The sequence below is a fragment of the Pseudomonas fluorescens group sp. genome (genome assembly GCF_020093335.1).
Taxonomy (GTDB): Bacteria; Pseudomonadota; Gammaproteobacteria; order Pseudomonadales; family Pseudomonadaceae; genus Aquipseudomonas; species Aquipseudomonas petroselini.
Window position 1 is genome coordinate 23,944 of the sequence record NZ_JAIOKW010000036.1, and the last position, 15,617, is coordinate 39,560.

Sequence of the window (15,617 nt, forward strand, 5' to 3'; positions counted from 1 at the left end):
CCAGCAGGTCACACGATCATGCGCCTCGCGACCCTCACCCTCCTGATGTTGCTCACCGGCCCTACATGGGCAGGCACCATGGCGATCTCCGCCATGCCTGGCGGTGCAGTCATCTACAAGAAGGTCGAGAGTATCCGTGAGCGCCGGTTCGCCAACCTGGTGGAACAGAAAACCGATTTCAGCTGCGGTGCTGCGGCACTCGCCACCATTCTGCGCCAGGGCTATTGGCTGGACGTAGACGAAGACCACGTCATCAAAGGCATGCTGGTCAATGCGGACCAGGACCTGGTACGCACCCAGGGCTTTTCCATGCTGGACATGAAGCGCTACCTCGAAAGCATCGGCATGCGTGCCCGGGGCTACAAGATCGGGCCAGACACCCTGGTGACCGTGAAGATCCCTGTGGTGGTGCTGCTGGAAATTCGTGGCTACAAGCACTTCGTGGTATTGCAGCGCGCGGACAAGGACTGGGTCTATATCGGCGACCCCGTGCTGGGCCATAAGCGCTATTCACACGACGACTTCGTCAAGGGCTGGAATGGCATCGTTTTCGCCGTGCTGGGTGAAGGCTACGACAAGGCCAATGCCTTGCTCGACCCGCCCACGCCACTGACCGCCAAGAACCAGTTGAATGAGTTCAGGCCCGTAGGCGATGCCGAGCTGATGGATTTCGGTTTCATCCAGAGCGACTTCTTCTAAAGAAGCGCAATAAGGGGCAGGACGCTCCAGGAGCGAAAGATGAACACTTCCCGTTGGCTGACGGTCTTGTGTCTGGCAGCCTCAATGCCCGCTTATGCTTCATCAGGGTTCAAACCGATCGAACTCAAGGATTCGGAAATGGCCGAGCTGCGCGGCCGCTACGTGATGCCGGGGCGGATCATCAGCTTCGGCATTGTCATGAGCAGCACCTGGACCAATGCCGTGGGTGACACCATCACCGGCAAAGCCAGCATGCAAGTCGATTCATCGACCATTACCCCCCAGTTTTATGTGCAGACCACCGGCTCGGCAGGCACAGGTACGAACCAGAATACCGGCACCGGCAACGTCACCGGAGGCGCTGGCCTGGGCACTGGCACCGGCGTGACACAAAGCGTGCGCACCGCCGGCGACGGCAACACGGCGTACAACAATGTCGGTATCAACGTCACTGAAAACGGCTTTGCGCCTTCCAATATTGTGCAATCGGGGCAAGTCTTGGTGGCCGGCGGTACGGTTACCGGCGACAGCGCGGCGGGCCGCGTAAGCGTATCGGCCAACAATGGCGGCTTGCAGATGGCGATCCAGGCCAACCATAACCAAGGCAATAGCCTCCAGCAGATTGGCGGCGGCCAAGTGCTGCAAGGCACGGTGTTGACCGGGAATACCAACTTCGTCAACAACATGACCCAGCTCAACGTGGTAATGGGCAATAACGGACTGAACAACCCGGCGTTGAACTGCAATTTGGATCAACTTAAAGGCCTACGCACTCTCGGTTATTGAACTACGCTGACCCTCGACACTTTCGCATTAGAAAAGGACGGCTTATTTCATGCATCGATCGTTATCGTTACGTGCGGTGGTCTGTTTAAGTACGCTCTTGCCAGCATCCATGCTGTATGCCGCGCCAGACGCCGATATCGAGACCCTCAAACAAGAACTCCTGGAACTCAAGCAGCGGTACGAAGTGCAGCAAAAAGCCCTGGCGGTATTGGAGCAAAGGGTACGCCAGGTTGAGGATCAACCGGCGACACCGGCGCCCAAGCGCCTGGCGAAATCCCCGGCAGACTTCCAGAAGGCCAGCGGTGCAACCGTCGCCGGTACCGGCGCTGCGGCCGCCTCGGGTGGTGCAGGCGGCGGCGGCAGTTCCTATGGTCAGTCTCTCAAGGACGATTCGGCGCCTGCGCAAAGCGTCAGTAACCTCTATAACGAGGCCAGCGGCTTTTTCGGCAATGGCAAGTTCAGCTTTGAAACCGGTGTCACTTATGCGCGTTACGACGCCCGCCAGTTGACGCTTAACGGCTTCCTGGCGCTGGACTCGATCTTCCTCGGCAATATCAACCTGGACCGGATCAAGTCGGACAACTGGACCCTTGACCTGACCGGTCGCTACAACCTCGATAACCGCTGGCAGTTTGATGTGAACGTACCGGTGATCTACCGCGAATCGACCTACCAGTCGGGCGGTGCCGGTAACAATGGCAACGCCACATCGGAAGAGTCGGTGACCCGCGACCCGACCATCGGCGACGTCAACTTCGGCGTGGCGTACAAATTCCTGGATGAAACCCCCACCCTGCCGGATGCGGTGGTGTCGGTACGCGTCAAGGCGCCAACCGGTAAAGAGCCCTTTGGCATCAAGCTGGTCAGGTCTACCGCCAACGACAACCTGTATGTCCCGGAAAACCTGCCTACGGGTAACGGTGTCTGGTCGATTACTCCCGGCATATCCCTGGTCAAGACGTTCGACCCGGCCGTGCTGTTTGGTTCGCTGTCCTACACCCACAACTTCGAAGAGTCATTCGATGACATCAGCAGTGACGTCAACCAGAAAGTCGGCGGCAAGGTCAGCCTTGGCGACAGCTTCCAGGTCGGCATGGGCGTTGCCTTCGCGCTGAACGAGAAGATGAGTATGTCGTTCTCAGTCTCCGACCTGATACAGCGCAAGAGCAAGCTCAAACCTAATGGCGGGGATTGGCAATCGGTGGTGTCCAGCGACGCCAACGCCGGCTACTTCAACGTCGGGATGACGATTGCCGCATCGGACAACCTGACGATAGTGCCGAACCTGGCGATCGGGATGACGGATGATGCGCCGGACTTTACGTTCAGCCTGAAGTTTCCGTATTACTTTTGATTGAGGAGGGGCTGCTTCGCCGCCCAACGCGGGCGGTGCGACAAGCCCGTTTACCACAACAAAGGAAAAGCCCCGCAACGATAAGGGTCGTTGCGGGGCTTTTCGGTTTACCCGCCCTAGCGGATCTGGTGTTTGTGCAGCAACCGGTAGAACGTGGGCCGGGACACCCCCAGCACGCGGGCGGCGACACTCAGGTTGTCACTGTGCCGGTTGAGCACATCGCACAGTGCCTGGCGTTCGGCGCGGTGCTTGTAGTCTTCCAGTGTAGCCATGGGCGGCGAAATTGCCTGCCGGCCCTGCAATCCCAGATCAACGGCTTCGATTTGGCGCCCTTCGGCCAGTACCAGGCCGCGGCGCACGCGGTTGGCCAACTCGCGGACATTGCCCGGCCAGGCGTGCTCGCCCATGGCGATCAGGGCGTCGTCACTGAAGCTGCGGGGGCGGCGGCCGGTTTCCTGGCTGTAGAACCGTGAAAAGTGGTTGGCCAACATCGCGACGTCGCCATGGCGTTCGCGTAATGGCGCGGTGACCACTTGCAAGACGTTGAGGCGGTAATACAAGTCTTCGCGGAAGGTGCCCTTCTCCACCGCGGCCTCGAGATCGACGTGAGTCGCCGCCAGTACGCGCACATCCACGGGAATCGGTTGGCTGCCGCCCACGCGTTCGATCTGCTTTTCCTGCAGAAAACGCAACAGATTGGCTTGCAGTTCCATCGGCAGATCGCCGATTTCATCGAGAAACAGCGTGCCGCCGTTCGCGGCTTCAATACGTCCGACCTTGCGCTGATGGGCACCGGTGAATGCCCCCTTTTCATGCCCAAACAGTTCGGATTGGATCAAGTGTTCCGGGATCGCCCCGCAGTTGATCGCCACAAACGGTTTGGCGTGGCGCTGGGATTGACGATGCAGGGTCTTGGCCACCAGCTCTTTGCCGGTACCACTGTCGCCACGGATCAACACCGGGGATTCGGTGGGCGCCAGCTTGGAGAGCAATTTGCGCAGTTCGCGGATCGGCCGACTGTCTCCCAGCAGTTCATGCTCGGGTTCGTCCACCGGCGTCTGACCCTTGCCCCGTAAGCGTGCCATGCCGAACGCGCGTCCCAGGGTCACCTGTACGCGGGCAACGTCGAAGGGCAAAGTATGGAAGTCGAAAAACCACTCGCAGACGAAGTCACCGACGTTCTGCAGGCGCAACACGTCCTGGCTGAGTACGGCGATCCATTCCGTGCCGCTGCGGCCGATCAGCTCCTTGACCGCTTCCGGACGCTCCAGATGGTAGGGCTGCAGGCGCAACAGGCCGACATCACAGGATCGGTCACCCACCGCTTCCAACGTACAGCTGTCGACGGCCCACCCCGCCGTCCGCAAACCGGGCAACAGACCGTGGCAGTCGTCACAGGGGTCAACCACTAGCAATCGACGTTGAACGGGGGGTCCACCCATGACTGTTCCTTGGCGTCAAAATTGTTAAAGTTATTTAGAAACAACAGTTTGTGACGTCTGCTGCTAACCCTAGCAAGGTCTTGACGCGGGGCTTGTACCGTTTCGCTATAAGTCTGGGCAAAAAGCCACTTTCGCGCGTTTACGCCAAAAAAGTTAGGCACTGCCAGAACTTTCATTCAGCTTTCAAAACAGCCGCTTACATGACGCCCATCACTAAAAGTTGAAAATAGTTGCTCTAACATGTGACCCGTACCCCGCCATCGTGCATCAGTACAAGTAACCCGCCGCACGGTCAGCCCAACCGCCGGCACTCACTTGAATGGGCAATGAGAGAGAACCCACATGAACGCCCCGCTCCGCATCAACGAAGCTCTTTTGATCGCAGACCGTGCTTTCCAACCCTTTCAGTGCGTGGCCTGGCACGATGGCAACGGCGCCCTGAGCCTGAGCGTCATCGACCGTACCAATAACCGTATCGGCAGCAAACAACTGTCGTCGAGTGCCTATACCGACCCGGCGCAACTGGAAAACTTGCTGTTGCAAGCGCGTGCCGAACTCGACAAAGATGGCCACCAGTTGCAGTCCTGGGTAATGCCAAAGTAAGTCGACCGTGTAACTTGCGCGCCATGTGTTAACGGCGCGCAAGTTCAGAGTTAGAACACGCGTCGCTTAAGGTGCCGCGAGAATAAACCGTTCGATTGCTTCGGCGGCGCCATCTTCGATGTTGCTGCCCGTCACCACACTGGCCTGGCGCTTGACGGTTTCTTCCGCCTGCCCCATGGCAATCGACAACCCGGCCACCTGAAACATCGCCGGGTCATTGCCACCATCGCCAATCGCCGCCGTTTGCTCCATGGGCACACCCAGGTGTGCCGCCAAGGTCTTCAAGGCCTCGCCCTTGTTGGCCAGCATCGCGGTCACGTCCAAGTACACCGGTTGCGAACGCGACACCTGGGCCAGCCCCTGCACCTTGGGTTGCAATCGCGCCTCCAGCTCTACCAATAATTGCGTGTTGTGACTCGCGGCGACGATCTTGTCGACCCGGTCCAGGTAGGGCTCGAAACTCTCCACCACCACCGGCCCATAGCCCAGGCCATTCGCCTCGCGCGGCTCCATCGGCCCTGACGGGTCACGGCGCAGCCAGTCGCCATCGGCAAACACCCACACTTCCACCTCCGGCTCCGCTGAAAACAGCGCCAGGGTAACCAGCGCCGCTTCCGCCGGCAGATGATGGGCAACCAGGATGCTGCCATCCGGGTTGATCAAGGTACCGCCATTGAAGCCCGCCACCGGCACATCGATCCCAAAGGTTTCGATCAGGTGCAGCATGGCCTTGGGCGGGCGCCCGCTGGCCAGGCTGAACAACACTCCGGCTTCGCGCAAGGCGCGCACCGCGTCGGCGGTGCGTTGGCTGAGGCTATGATCGGGATGCAGCAAGGTGCCGTCCACGTCACTGAGGATAAAACGGATGGGATGAATCGCTGCGTCACTCATCCGAGGCTGTGCCAGCTGCGGCCATCACGGGCCAGCAAAGCGTCAGCAGCGGCCGGGCCATCCTCACCCGCCTTGTAGGCCTGGATCCCGTCATCTTCCTTCCACGCATCGAGGAATGGCTGCACCGCACGCCAGCCGTTCTCGATGTTGTCGGCACGCTGGAACAAGGTCTGGTCGCCGGTCATGCAGTCGTAGATCAGGGTTTCGTACCCGGTAGACGGTTGCATCTCGAAGAAGTCCTTATAGGCAAAGCCCAACTGGATATTGGCCATGTCCAGGGTCGGCCCCGGCTTTTTCGCCAGCAGGTCGAACCACATGCCCTCATTCGGTTGGATCTGGATCTTCAAGTAGGTCGGCTTGAGCTCATCGACCTCGGTGTCGCGAAACTGCGCATACGGCGCGGGCTTGAAGCAGATGACGATTTCGGTGTCGCGCACGCTCATGCGCTTGCCGGTGCGCAGGTAGAACGGCACGCCGACCCAACGCCAGTTGTCGATCATCACCTTGAGGGCGACGAAGGTCTCGGTGCTGCTGTCAGGCGCCACGTTGGCTTCTTCGCGATAGCCCGGCAATTGTTTACCGCCAATTTCGCCGGCGGTGTACTGCCCGCGTACCGAGTTGGCCCGCGCATCCTCCAGGGACCAAGGGCGTACGGCGCCAATCACCTTGGCTTTCTCGCCGCGCACGGCGTCGGCGCCAAAGGCTGCAGGCGGCTCCATGGCCACCATCGCCAGCAGTTGGAACAGGTGATTGGGCACCATGTCGCGCAACGTGCCGGTTTTTTCGAAGAAATTGCCCCGTGTTTCTACGCCGACGGTTTCGGCGGCGGTGATTTGCACGTGGTCAATGTAATGGTTGTTCCAGAACGCTTCGAACAGCACGTTGGAGAAACGGCTGATCAGGATGTTCTGCACCGTTTCCTTGCCCAGGTAATGGTCGATGCGATAGATCTGCTTCTCGCTCATCACCTTGAGCAGGCTGGCGTTCAGCGCTTCGGCGGTGGCCAGGTCGGAGCCGAAGGGCTTCTCGATGACCACGCGACGGAAACTGTCGTCGGTCTCCGTCAGCAGGCCGGCACTGCCCAGGCGCTGCACCACGTCGCTGAAGAAGCGCGGTGCGGTTGCCAGGTAGAACACCGCGTTGCCGGTGCCGCTGTCGGCGATCTTCTTGCCGATGTCGACGTAAGTGCTGTCGTCGAGAAAATCGCCCTCGACGTAGCTGATGCCCTTGGCCAATTGCGCCCACAGTTGTGGGTCGAGGGCGTTATCCGCGTTGCCCTTGACCTTGCTCGCGGCCTCGGTACGAATGAAGTCCTCGAGTTTCTTGGCGAAATCGGCATCGCTGATGGCGTTGTGATCAACGCCGACAATGCGCAAGCCATCGGCCAGCAGCCCATCCCGACTGAGGTTGTACAACGCCGGCATCAGCAGGCGCTTTACAAGGTCACCATGGGCACCAAACAGAAACAGGGTGGTGGGCGGAGCGGGTTCGGCCTTGAGTTTCTTGCCGTTGGCGGTCATTTTTTGGAAGTCTCCACGTGACCACCAAAGCCGAAGCGCATGGCAGAGAGCATTTTGTCACCGTAGGTGCTTTGCTGGCGCGAGCGGAAGCGTGCGAACAAGGAGGTGGACAACACCGGTACCGGCACGGCTTGTTCCATGGCGGCTTCGATGGTCCAGCGGCCTTCGCCACTGTCGGCAACCGAGCCGGAATAGCCCTCCAGTTTCGGGTCGGTGGCGAGGGCGTCGGCGGTCAGGTCCAGCAACCAGGACGACACCACACTGCCACGGCGCCAGACTTCGGCGATATCGGCGACGTTGAGGTCGAAGCGCTGGTCTTCCGGCAGGTTTTCCGAGTTCTTGGTCTTGAGGATGTCAAAACCTTCGGCAAACGCCTGCATCATCCCGTACTCGATGCCGTTGTGGATCATCTTGACGAAGTGACCGGAGCCCGCAGGGCCGGCGTGGATATAACCCTGCTCGGCACGCGGGTCGGCGCTGGCGGAACGGTCCTTGGTGCGCGGAATGTTGCCCAGGCCCGGCGCCAGGCTCTTGAAGATAGGATCAAGGCGCTGCACGGTCTGGGCGTCGCCACCGATCATCATGCAATAGCCACGCTCCAGGCCCCACACGCCGCCGGACGTGCCGACATCGACGTAGTGCAGGCCTTTTTCAGCCAGGGCCTTGGCCCGGCGAACGTCGTCCTTATAGTTGCTGTTACCGCCGTCGATGATTGCATCACCGTCTTCGAGCAGCGTACTCAATTCATTGATGGTGTCTTCAGTGGGCGCGCCTGCCGGCAACATCACCCACACCGTGCGCGGTTTCTGCAGCCCGGTCACCAGCGCCTTGAGGTCGGCAACGCCGGTGGCGCCCTCTTCACTCAGGCCTTTTACAAATGCTTCGTTACGGTCGTAAACAACGGTGGTATGCCCATTGAGCATCAGGCGCCGTGCAATATTCCCGCCCATGCGGCCTAGTCCGATAATCCCCAGTTGCATGTGCTGATGCTCCTAACTACTAAAAAATGTGTGACATAGTTTATAGCGCAATGAGGCTAATGAGGGTTAGTCCAGAGCGGATCCGTGTAGTTTCATGACAAAAAAGTAGCCATCATTTCACCATCACGGCGATAAAAGTCACAGGACCGTCAAAAATAAAAAAGTTCCCTTGTTCCAAAAAAGAATTCAGAATTGCTTCCGACTGATGCCGAGAACCTCGAATCAAGCGTTCTGGCACCGCGATCTACCGGCTATTTGCGAGGTAAGCAATGAGCACAGCACAGATGACCCGCCCGCCACAGACCCTCTACGTCAACATCCGTCGTGATGAGTTGCGTCAGTTGAAGGACGAACGCGATCAACTGCAGCAGGAAGTCCTGCGCCTGCGTTCGCACATCATCCAAGCCCAGCTGGACCAGCCTTCCAGCGCCCAGCCTGCACTCTGCTAAGCCTCGTCACCACTTTGTAAGATAACGGCTACATAAATCTCACAAAGTTTTCACATGCCCCTCCCGATACTCCCGCCCGAAGGGCCACCCCATGCAAGGGTGGCCTCTGTTGCGTGCGCCCCTGCGCGTCAACTGAAAAATTATCGGGTTGGAGCGCTGGATGGCGATGTTCAAACGCAGCACCACGTCTGCGAAAGGCTTTGATTGGGCCGGTTTTGGCTGGTTGTTTCTGTTTTTCTGGTACTTCTCGGGTATTACCCAACTGCTGATCCAACTGACCGGCACCTCCGGTTTCAGTGGCTTTCGCCAAGCTTTTTTCATGAGTGCGCTGTGGCTGGCGCCGATGCTGCTGTTCCCTCGCCGTACGCGCCTGCTCGCCGCCTTGATCGGTGTGGTGCTATGGGCGTGCTCCATGGCCAGCCTGGGTTATTTCTTCATCTACCAGCAGGAATTCTCCCAAAGCGTCATCTTCATCATGTTCGAGTCGAACATCTCTGAAGCCGGCGAATACGCCACCCAGTATTTTGCCTGGTGGATCGTGCTGGCGTTCATCGCCCACACCGCCTTCGCCGTATTCCTGTGGACGCGCCTGCGCCCGGTCTACCTGCCTCGCGGCCAGTCGATGCTGGCAGCCGCAGCGATTGTTGTGGCGGTGGTGGGTTATCCGCTGGTCAAGCAGATAGCCACCAGTGACAACATGGAACAGGCCATCGATCGCTTTGAAACCCGTATCGAACCCGCCGTGCCGTGGCAGATGATCGTGGCGTACCGTCGCTACACCGAACAGCTGGACAACATGCAAGGCATGCTCACCAGCGCCAGCCAGATCCCGCCCTTGAAGAACCTCAAGGACAGCATGGCCGGCCAGCCGTCCACGTTGGTGCTGGTGATCGGCGAGTCCACCAACCGTCAGCGTATGAGCCTCTATGGCTACCCGCGCAACACCACGCCCGAGCTGGACAAGCTGCGCGACCAACTGGCCGTGTTCAATAATGTCATCACCCCGCGCCCCTACACCATCGAAGCGCTGCAGCAGGTGCTGACCTTCGCCGACGAAGAAAACCCGGACCTGTACCTCAAGACCCCGTCGATTGTCAGCGTGATGAAGCAGGCCGGCTACAAGACCTACTGGATCACCAACCAGCAGACCATGACCAAGCGCAACACCATGCTCACGACGTTCTCGGAACAGGCCGACGAGCAGGTGTACCTGAACAACAACCGCAACCAAAACGCCCGCCAATACGACGGTGACGTGCTCGCGCCCTTCTCCAAGGCCCTGGCCGACCCTGCCGAGCGCAAGTTCATCGTGGTGCACTTGCTGGGCACTCACATGAGCTACCAGTACCGCTACCCGCCGACCTTCGATAAGTTCACCGACCGCCAGGGCGTGCCGGATGGCGTCAGTGATGCACAGTTGCCGACCTACAACAGCTACGACAATGCCGTGCTGTACAACGACTTTGTGGTGTCGAGCCTGATCAAGGACTACGCCAAGACCGACCCCAACGGCTTCCTGCTGTACCTGTCGGACCACGGTGAAGACGTCTTCGACTCCGCCGGCCACAGCACCCTGGGCCGCAACGAAGGCAAGCCGACAGCGCCGATGTACACCATCCCGTTCATGGCCTACGCCTCACCGAAATGGCGCGAAACCCACGACTGGAGTTTCGCCGGCGACCTGCAACGCCCGTACAGCAGTTCGCAGTTGATTCATACCTGGGCCGACCTGGCCGGGCTGAGTTTCGATGAATGGGACCGCAGCAAGAGCCTGGTCAGCGACAGCTTCAAGCCACGCCCCTTGTTGATCGGCAACCCCTACGAGCGGCAGCAGAAAGGCTTGATCGACTTCAGCCTGATCAAACCGAAAAAGGCCACCACCGAGGTGGTACTCCAAGCACCGCTGTAACAGAAAGATAATAATCATTCTCGTTTAAGCCTAAAGTTCCACGCCTCCTTTCGTCTTTGAGCCAAGGCCTTCTCTTACTGAGAAGGCTGCAAAGACGACAAGGAGTCTTCCGCGATGTTTGCGCCCTTTACCCGTTCCATGACCTTTACCCTCGGCCTCTTCAGCGTGGTGGTGAGCCCGGACCTGCTGGCTGAAACCGACCCCGAAAGCTACACCCTCAAAGACAACACCCTCGAACTCGGTGCCACGCGCATCAGTGCCGACGGCCTCGGGGCTACCACCGAGCACACCGGGGCCTACACCACCGGTTCGATGAGCACCGCCACCCGCCTGAACCTGTCCGTCAAGGAAACCCCGCAGTCCATCTCGGTGATCACTCGCCAGCAAATGGATGACTTCAACCTCAACACCTTGACCGAAGTGCTGCGCCAGACCACGGGCATCAACGTCCAGCACAACGACTCCGACCGTGTGTCCTATTCGTCCCGTGGCTATGGCATCAACAACTTCCAGATTGACGGGATGCTCAACACCTTCGGCTACATGAAGTCGGATTCCGATACCATCATCTACGACCGCATCGAGGTGGTTCGCGGTGCCACGGGCTTGACCACCGGCGCCGGCGACCCGTCGGCCACGGTGAACATGGTGCGCAAGCGCCCCACCGCCCAGTGGCAGGCCAAAACCGGCATCAGCGGTGGCAGCCATGACAACTACTACAGCTACGTGGATGTCGGCGGCCCCCTGGCGTACGACGGCAAGCTGCGCGGGCGAACGGTGCTGGCCTACCGCGACAGCCAGTCGTTCCGCGACAACTACGGGCTGCAGCGGGCCGTCGGCTACGGCATTCTCGAAGGCGACCTATCAGACGATACCGTGCTGGCCGTGGGCTTTGATTACCAGAACAAACAGGTACAAGGCACTTCCTGGGGCACCGTGCCTTACTGGAACAGCCAGGGTGGCAAGGCCGGGCTCTCACGCTCCACCAATATGGCGGCGCACTGGAGTTCCTGGCCACTGACGGACAAGACCATCTTCGCCACCCTCGACCATCGCCTGGGCGGCGACTGGCATGTGAAGGCCGCCTACACCCATCGACAAAGCGACACGGATGGCAAGGTGTACTACGGCGGTGCGGGGTTCCCCAACGATGACCGCAGCGGCATGACGGCATGGGCAAGCCATATGCTCGGCACCTCGAGAATGGAGGCGGTTGACCTCAACCTCGCCGGCAGCTACGCGTTGCTGGGTCGCGAGCATGAACTGATGATGGGCTATGGCGAGGCCACGCAACGCGACGTCTCCCCCTTCATGCGCAGCAGCCTGCCTGCCAGCTACTACAGCATCGAAGACTGGAAACACATGGGCGGGATCGACAAGTTTGCCGACACCGTCACCGACCTCAAGGGCGAGCACAGCAGCAAGCAGCAGAAGGCCGGCTACCTGGCCACGCGCCTGAGCCTGACCGAGCGCTTACATGCGGTACTGGGCAGCCGTTACGGCAGTTGGGAACTGGTCAGCGCGGCGCCTGCCTATAACGCCGACAACCAACTGACCGCCGCCAACAAGACCCGCCAGACCCACAACGATATGTGGACGCCCTATGCCGGGCTGCTCTACGACATCACCCCGCAATACACCGTTTACGCGAGCTACACCGACATCTTCAAGCCGCAAAGCCTAAAGGACGCCAGCAAGAAATACCTGGAGCCCGTAGTGGGCAGCAACTATGAGGTGGGGCTCAAGGGCAGTCTGCTGGAGGAGCGACTGAACGTGGCGGCTGCGTATTTCTGGAGCACACAGGACAACGTCGCGGAGCGGGATGATTCGGTACCGCCGAACCCGACCACAGGCGAGGAGTACTACAAGTCCGGTGGTAAAGGTAACAAGGTGAATGGCTTCGAGCTGGAGGTGGCCGGCGAGGTGATGCCGGACTGGAACCTGACGGCAGGCTATACCTATACCCACTCGGTGAATGGCTCGGACAAGCGCAATAACACCGGCCAGCCGCTGAACCTGCTGAAGGTGTCCAGCGCCTACCGGTTACCGGGCTCATGGCGCAACCTGACGGTCGGCGGCGCCGTGAACTGGCAGAGCGAAATCTATGATTTCAGCAACAGGCCGACAGGCGCACGGGACAGCGACGGAAACCGGATCACCACGCGGGCGAAAATCACCCAGCAGGCCTATTCCGTGGTCAACCTGATGTCGCGCTACCAGTTTGACGAACATGTTTCGGCGTCGGTCAACGTCAACAATCTATTTGATAAAAAATATTACGAGCGCGTCGGTTTCTATAACGGCGTGTATTGGGGGGACCCACGTTCGATCACCTTGGCACTGGATTGGAAGCTGTAAGACTTTTTAACCAGGAGTTAACGAAATTGTTAACTTCTGGTCTTTTTTCGCGTTAATTCCTACTTAATAAACCGACTCCACACTCGCCCCATGAATCTGATCAAGGACAGAGCGGATACCGATCACTTTTAATGGGAACACTGCCATGAAACTCTCCACCTTGATGCTTGCCACCCTGATGACCCTGACCTCCGCCGCGGCCTTTGCCGAAGGCGGTTCGGAGCGCTCGAAGGCGTTCTACAACGACTTCGCGTTCATGCAGCAAAAGACCCACGGCACCGCTGAACAAACCGCGCAGGCCGATGGAAAAAACATGAAGAAAGAGGCGGCCGATAAATCCACCGCCGAGCAACAACCGAATACTTGATTCAACTGCGCATTTGATTTAACCGCACTGCCCTTTACCATTCCGCTCCTATGGCTAAGGTGAACTTGGCGCCATTTAATGGCGCCTTTTTTTTGCCACTTATTGATTAAAGTGGTTTGTTCCAGAACAACATGCGCCCATGGGCCGGATCAAATTTCGAGTCATCAAAGCCGAACTTTCGATACGCCGCTTGAGCCACATCATTGCCCTCCAGCACCTCCAAAGTGATCTTGCAGCAGCCCCGCTGCCGGGCGATTTCCTCGACCTTCTGCAGCATTTTCTGGCTCAACCCCAAACCACGAAAAGCACCCATCACCACCACGTCGTGGACGTTGACCAGCGGGCGGCACGCAAACGTGGAGAAACCTTCAAAGCAGTTCACCAGCCCCGCCGGCTCACCCCCCACAAACGCCAGCACGCTGAACGCATGGGGGCGCTTTGCCAGTTCACCCGGCAGTTGCTCCAGCAGGTCGGCGGGCAGGCTGTGGCCTCCGCCCATCGGGTCTTCGGCGTAATGGTTGAGCACATGGCCAATCGCTTCGGCATGCACGGGGTTGGTGTAGCTGGCTTGCAGCACCAGGATATCTGGGGTGTCCATTTCCATCCTCGATCACGATTACAAGGGAATCGCTCCCTGTGAGGGGCACGATTGTAAGCGTGGAGCAGGAGGCAGATGAAGGAGATTAACTACAAATATGCGCATGAAAGCGCGAAGGTTGACCCTTCGAAAATTCGCAATCAGCCGATTCCGAGGTTTTTTCGCACAGACGTCAGCCAAAGCGCTGCAATTGCATTTCTTGCAGACGGCTCAGTGTCCTGCGAAACGGGAATTCCAGATAGCCCTCGGTATAGAGGCTCTCCAAAGGCACCTGCGCCTCGATAAATAACGGCACTTTGCGGTCGTAGCACTCGTCCACCAGGGCGATAAACCGACGTACGCTGTCATCGTGCACCGACAACGCCGGCAATTCGCGATCACCGGCCACCACACGCAGGGCACCGTCTTCGGTGCCGCGTGCAATCCGGCCCGGGCGTTTCTGCGCGCTGAGGTTGGGCACTTCGCCCAGCAGGATCGCCTTGAAGCGATCGCACAACAGCATGAAATCCATTGCGGCCAGGGGCTGTTCGCACAGGTCGGCGTAGCGGCACCAGAGCACGGTGGCGCCGGACCGCACGGCGACGATGGAACGATGCCCCACGACAACCGGCCCGCTGTGGGTGGGCTGGCCTTCGGCCAACTGCTCGAACACGCCCGCCAGCGCCTCGGGCTGATTGACCCAGTAGCGCTGAATACCCGCGCCCGGGTGCAACCGGTGATCCTCCCCGCCGTCCACCGTGACCACTTGCATGTGCTGCTTTATCGCCGCGATCCCCGGCAAAAAACGCTCCCGGTTGAAGCCATCGGCATACAACTGATCGGGCGGTTGGTTGGACGTGCAGACCATCACCACACCCTCCTCGAACATCACCTGGAACAGGCGCCCGAGGATGATCGCGTCACCAATGTCATTGACGAACAGTTCATCGAAACACAACACGCGCACTGCCTGGCTCAGTTCCCGCGCCAAGGCCTGCAAGGGGTCGTGAGTACCGGTCAGTTGGAACAAGCGCTGATGCACCCACCCCATGAAGTGATGAAAATGCTGGCGGCGCGCAGGCACCCGCAGGCTTTGGTAGAACTGATCCATCAACCAGGTCTTGCCACGCCCGACCGGCCCCCACAGGTACACACCGGCAATCGGCGCCTGGCCGTGGTGCAGGGCATGGTGGCAGGCTTGCAGGGCATCCACCGCCTGGCGCTGGGCGTCGTCGGCAACGAAACCCGGTTGAGCAATGGCGTGTTGGTAGGCAGCGAGGGGCGAGTCGAAAGTCATGCCCGCCAGTATGACCTACAGGGAAATATCCAGCCGTGAAATCTTGCCCTGCGCATTCAACCGAAAGGTGTAGCGCAGCTCCAATGGGCTGCCGGGGAAATTGCCGGACACCACATTGCTGACCAACACCTTGCCGGTACGATGTTGCACCTTGAGCACTTCGACCCGTGGCTGGTAACGACGCCCGGTGTCTTCCATCCAGCGCGCAATGGCGGCGGTGCCAACACGGTGCTGGCCCTCATCGAACACGTTGGCATCCTCGGCAAAACACTCGGCGACAGCCGAAGTGTCACGGGTATTGGCCGCCGCGAGATAGGCCGCAATGGCCGGCGCCAACTCAGGGATAGACATGGCACAGCTCCTTTCTAGATGATTTGTGCGGCCA

At 59.3% G+C, this 15,617-nt stretch carries 15 protein-coding genes; 8 read left to right on the top strand and 7 right to left on the bottom strand.

What is annotated here, in order from left to right; translation table 11 throughout:
- The first annotated feature begins 18 nt into the window (after positions 1–18).
- Genes K7431_RS25210 through K7431_RS25220 form a run of 3 tightly spaced genes read left to right on the top strand, consistent with a single transcriptional unit; the run spans position 19 to position 2,839 of the window.
- Positions 19–699, top strand: a complete 681-nt coding sequence (locus K7431_RS25210; RefSeq protein WP_012723888.1) for a C39 family peptidase — start codon at positions 19–21, stop codon at positions 697–699.
- A 39-nt stretch (positions 700–738) separates the two neighbouring features.
- Positions 739–1,485 carry a hypothetical protein gene (locus K7431_RS25215; RefSeq protein ID WP_012723887.1) on the top strand — a complete coding sequence of 249 codons (747 nt, stop codon included), beginning with the start codon at positions 739–741 and terminating at the stop codon, positions 1,483–1,485.
- Between the two features lie 49 nt (positions 1,486–1,534).
- A complete protein-coding gene (locus K7431_RS25220) occupies positions 1,535–2,839 on the top strand; it encodes a hypothetical protein (protein ID WP_012723886.1) in 1,305 nt (434 codons plus the stop codon).
- A gap of 116 nt (positions 2,840–2,955) precedes the next feature.
- Here the strand turns inward: K7431_RS25220 and K7431_RS25225 are convergent, their stop codons facing one another.
- Positions 2,956–4,281: a sigma-54 dependent transcriptional regulator gene (locus tag K7431_RS25225; protein ID WP_012723885.1), complete on the bottom strand. Its 1,326-nt coding sequence runs from the start codon at positions 4,279–4,281 to the stop codon at positions 2,956–2,958.
- 342 nt (positions 4,282–4,623) lie between these two features.
- On the opposite strand from K7431_RS25225, the gene K7431_RS25230 reads away from it, so the two are divergent.
- Positions 4,624–4,884, top strand: a complete 261-nt coding sequence (locus K7431_RS25230) for a hypothetical protein (protein ID WP_012723884.1) — start codon at positions 4,624–4,626, stop codon at positions 4,882–4,884.
- A gap of 66 nt (positions 4,885–4,950) precedes the next feature.
- On the opposite strand, the gene K7431_RS25235 is transcribed toward K7431_RS25230, so the two are convergent.
- The 3 genes from K7431_RS25235 to gnd are packed head-to-tail and all read right to left on the bottom strand — an operon-like array spanning position 4,951 to position 8,275.
- Complete coding sequence (locus tag K7431_RS25235; protein WP_012723883.1) at positions 4,951–5,775, bottom strand: Cof-type HAD-IIB family hydrolase; 825 nt, start codon at positions 5,773–5,775, stop codon at positions 4,951–4,953.
- A complete protein-coding gene (gene zwf, locus K7431_RS25240) occupies positions 5,772–7,295 on the bottom strand; it encodes a glucose-6-phosphate dehydrogenase (protein ID WP_012723882.1) in 1,524 nt (507 codons plus the stop codon). The genes K7431_RS25235 and zwf overlap by 4 nt, the downstream gene beginning before the upstream one ends.
- Complete coding sequence (gene gnd, locus K7431_RS25245) at positions 7,292–8,275, bottom strand: phosphogluconate dehydrogenase (NAD(+)-dependent, decarboxylating) (protein WP_012723881.1); 984 nt, start codon at positions 8,273–8,275, stop codon at positions 7,292–7,294. Before gnd ends, zwf begins: the two co-directional genes overlap by 4 nt.
- A gap of 269 nt (positions 8,276–8,544) precedes the next feature.
- On the opposite strand from gnd, the gene K7431_RS25250 reads away from it, so the two are divergent.
- The 4 genes from K7431_RS25250 (at position 8,545) to K7431_RS25265 (ending at position 13,358) form a co-directional block, all read left to right on the top strand.
- The gene (locus tag K7431_RS25250) at positions 8,545–8,724 is read left to right on the top strand and encodes a DUF6026 family protein (protein WP_012723880.1); all 180 of its coding nucleotides are present in this window, start codon (positions 8,545–8,547) and stop codon (positions 8,722–8,724) included.
- A gap of 160 nt (positions 8,725–8,884) precedes the next feature.
- Positions 8,885–10,633: a phosphoethanolamine transferase CptA gene (locus K7431_RS25255; RefSeq protein ID WP_043205255.1), complete on the top strand. Its 1,749-nt coding sequence runs from the start codon at positions 8,885–8,887 to the stop codon at positions 10,631–10,633.
- 114 nt (positions 10,634–10,747) lie between these two features.
- Positions 10,748–12,991 carry a TonB-dependent siderophore receptor gene (locus K7431_RS25260; RefSeq protein WP_012723878.1) on the top strand — a complete coding sequence of 748 codons (2,244 nt, stop codon included), beginning with the start codon at positions 10,748–10,750 and terminating at the stop codon, positions 12,989–12,991.
- A 145-nt stretch (positions 12,992–13,136) separates the two neighbouring features.
- The gene (locus tag K7431_RS25265) at positions 13,137–13,358 is read left to right on the top strand and encodes a hypothetical protein (protein ID WP_012723877.1); all 222 of its coding nucleotides are present in this window, start codon (positions 13,137–13,139) and stop codon (positions 13,356–13,358) included.
- Positions 13,359–13,464: 106 nt separating this feature from the next.
- Here the strand turns inward: K7431_RS25265 and K7431_RS25270 are convergent, their stop codons facing one another.
- The 3 genes from K7431_RS25270 to K7431_RS25280 form a co-directional block, all read right to left on the bottom strand.
- Positions 13,465–13,956, bottom strand: coding sequence for a GNAT family N-acetyltransferase (locus K7431_RS25270; RefSeq protein WP_012723876.1), 492 nt, complete (start codon positions 13,954–13,956; stop codon positions 13,465–13,467).
- A gap of 172 nt (positions 13,957–14,128) precedes the next feature.
- The gene (gene zapE / locus K7431_RS25275; protein WP_012723875.1) at positions 14,129–15,232 is read right to left on the bottom strand and encodes a cell division protein ZapE; all 1,104 of its coding nucleotides are present in this window, start codon (positions 15,230–15,232) and stop codon (positions 14,129–14,131) included.
- Between the two features lie 15 nt (positions 15,233–15,247).
- The gene (locus K7431_RS25280) at positions 15,248–15,583 is read right to left on the bottom strand and encodes a nuclear transport factor 2 family protein (protein ID WP_012723874.1); all 336 of its coding nucleotides are present in this window, start codon (positions 15,581–15,583) and stop codon (positions 15,248–15,250) included.
- Between the last annotated feature and the right edge of the window lie 34 nt (positions 15,584–15,617).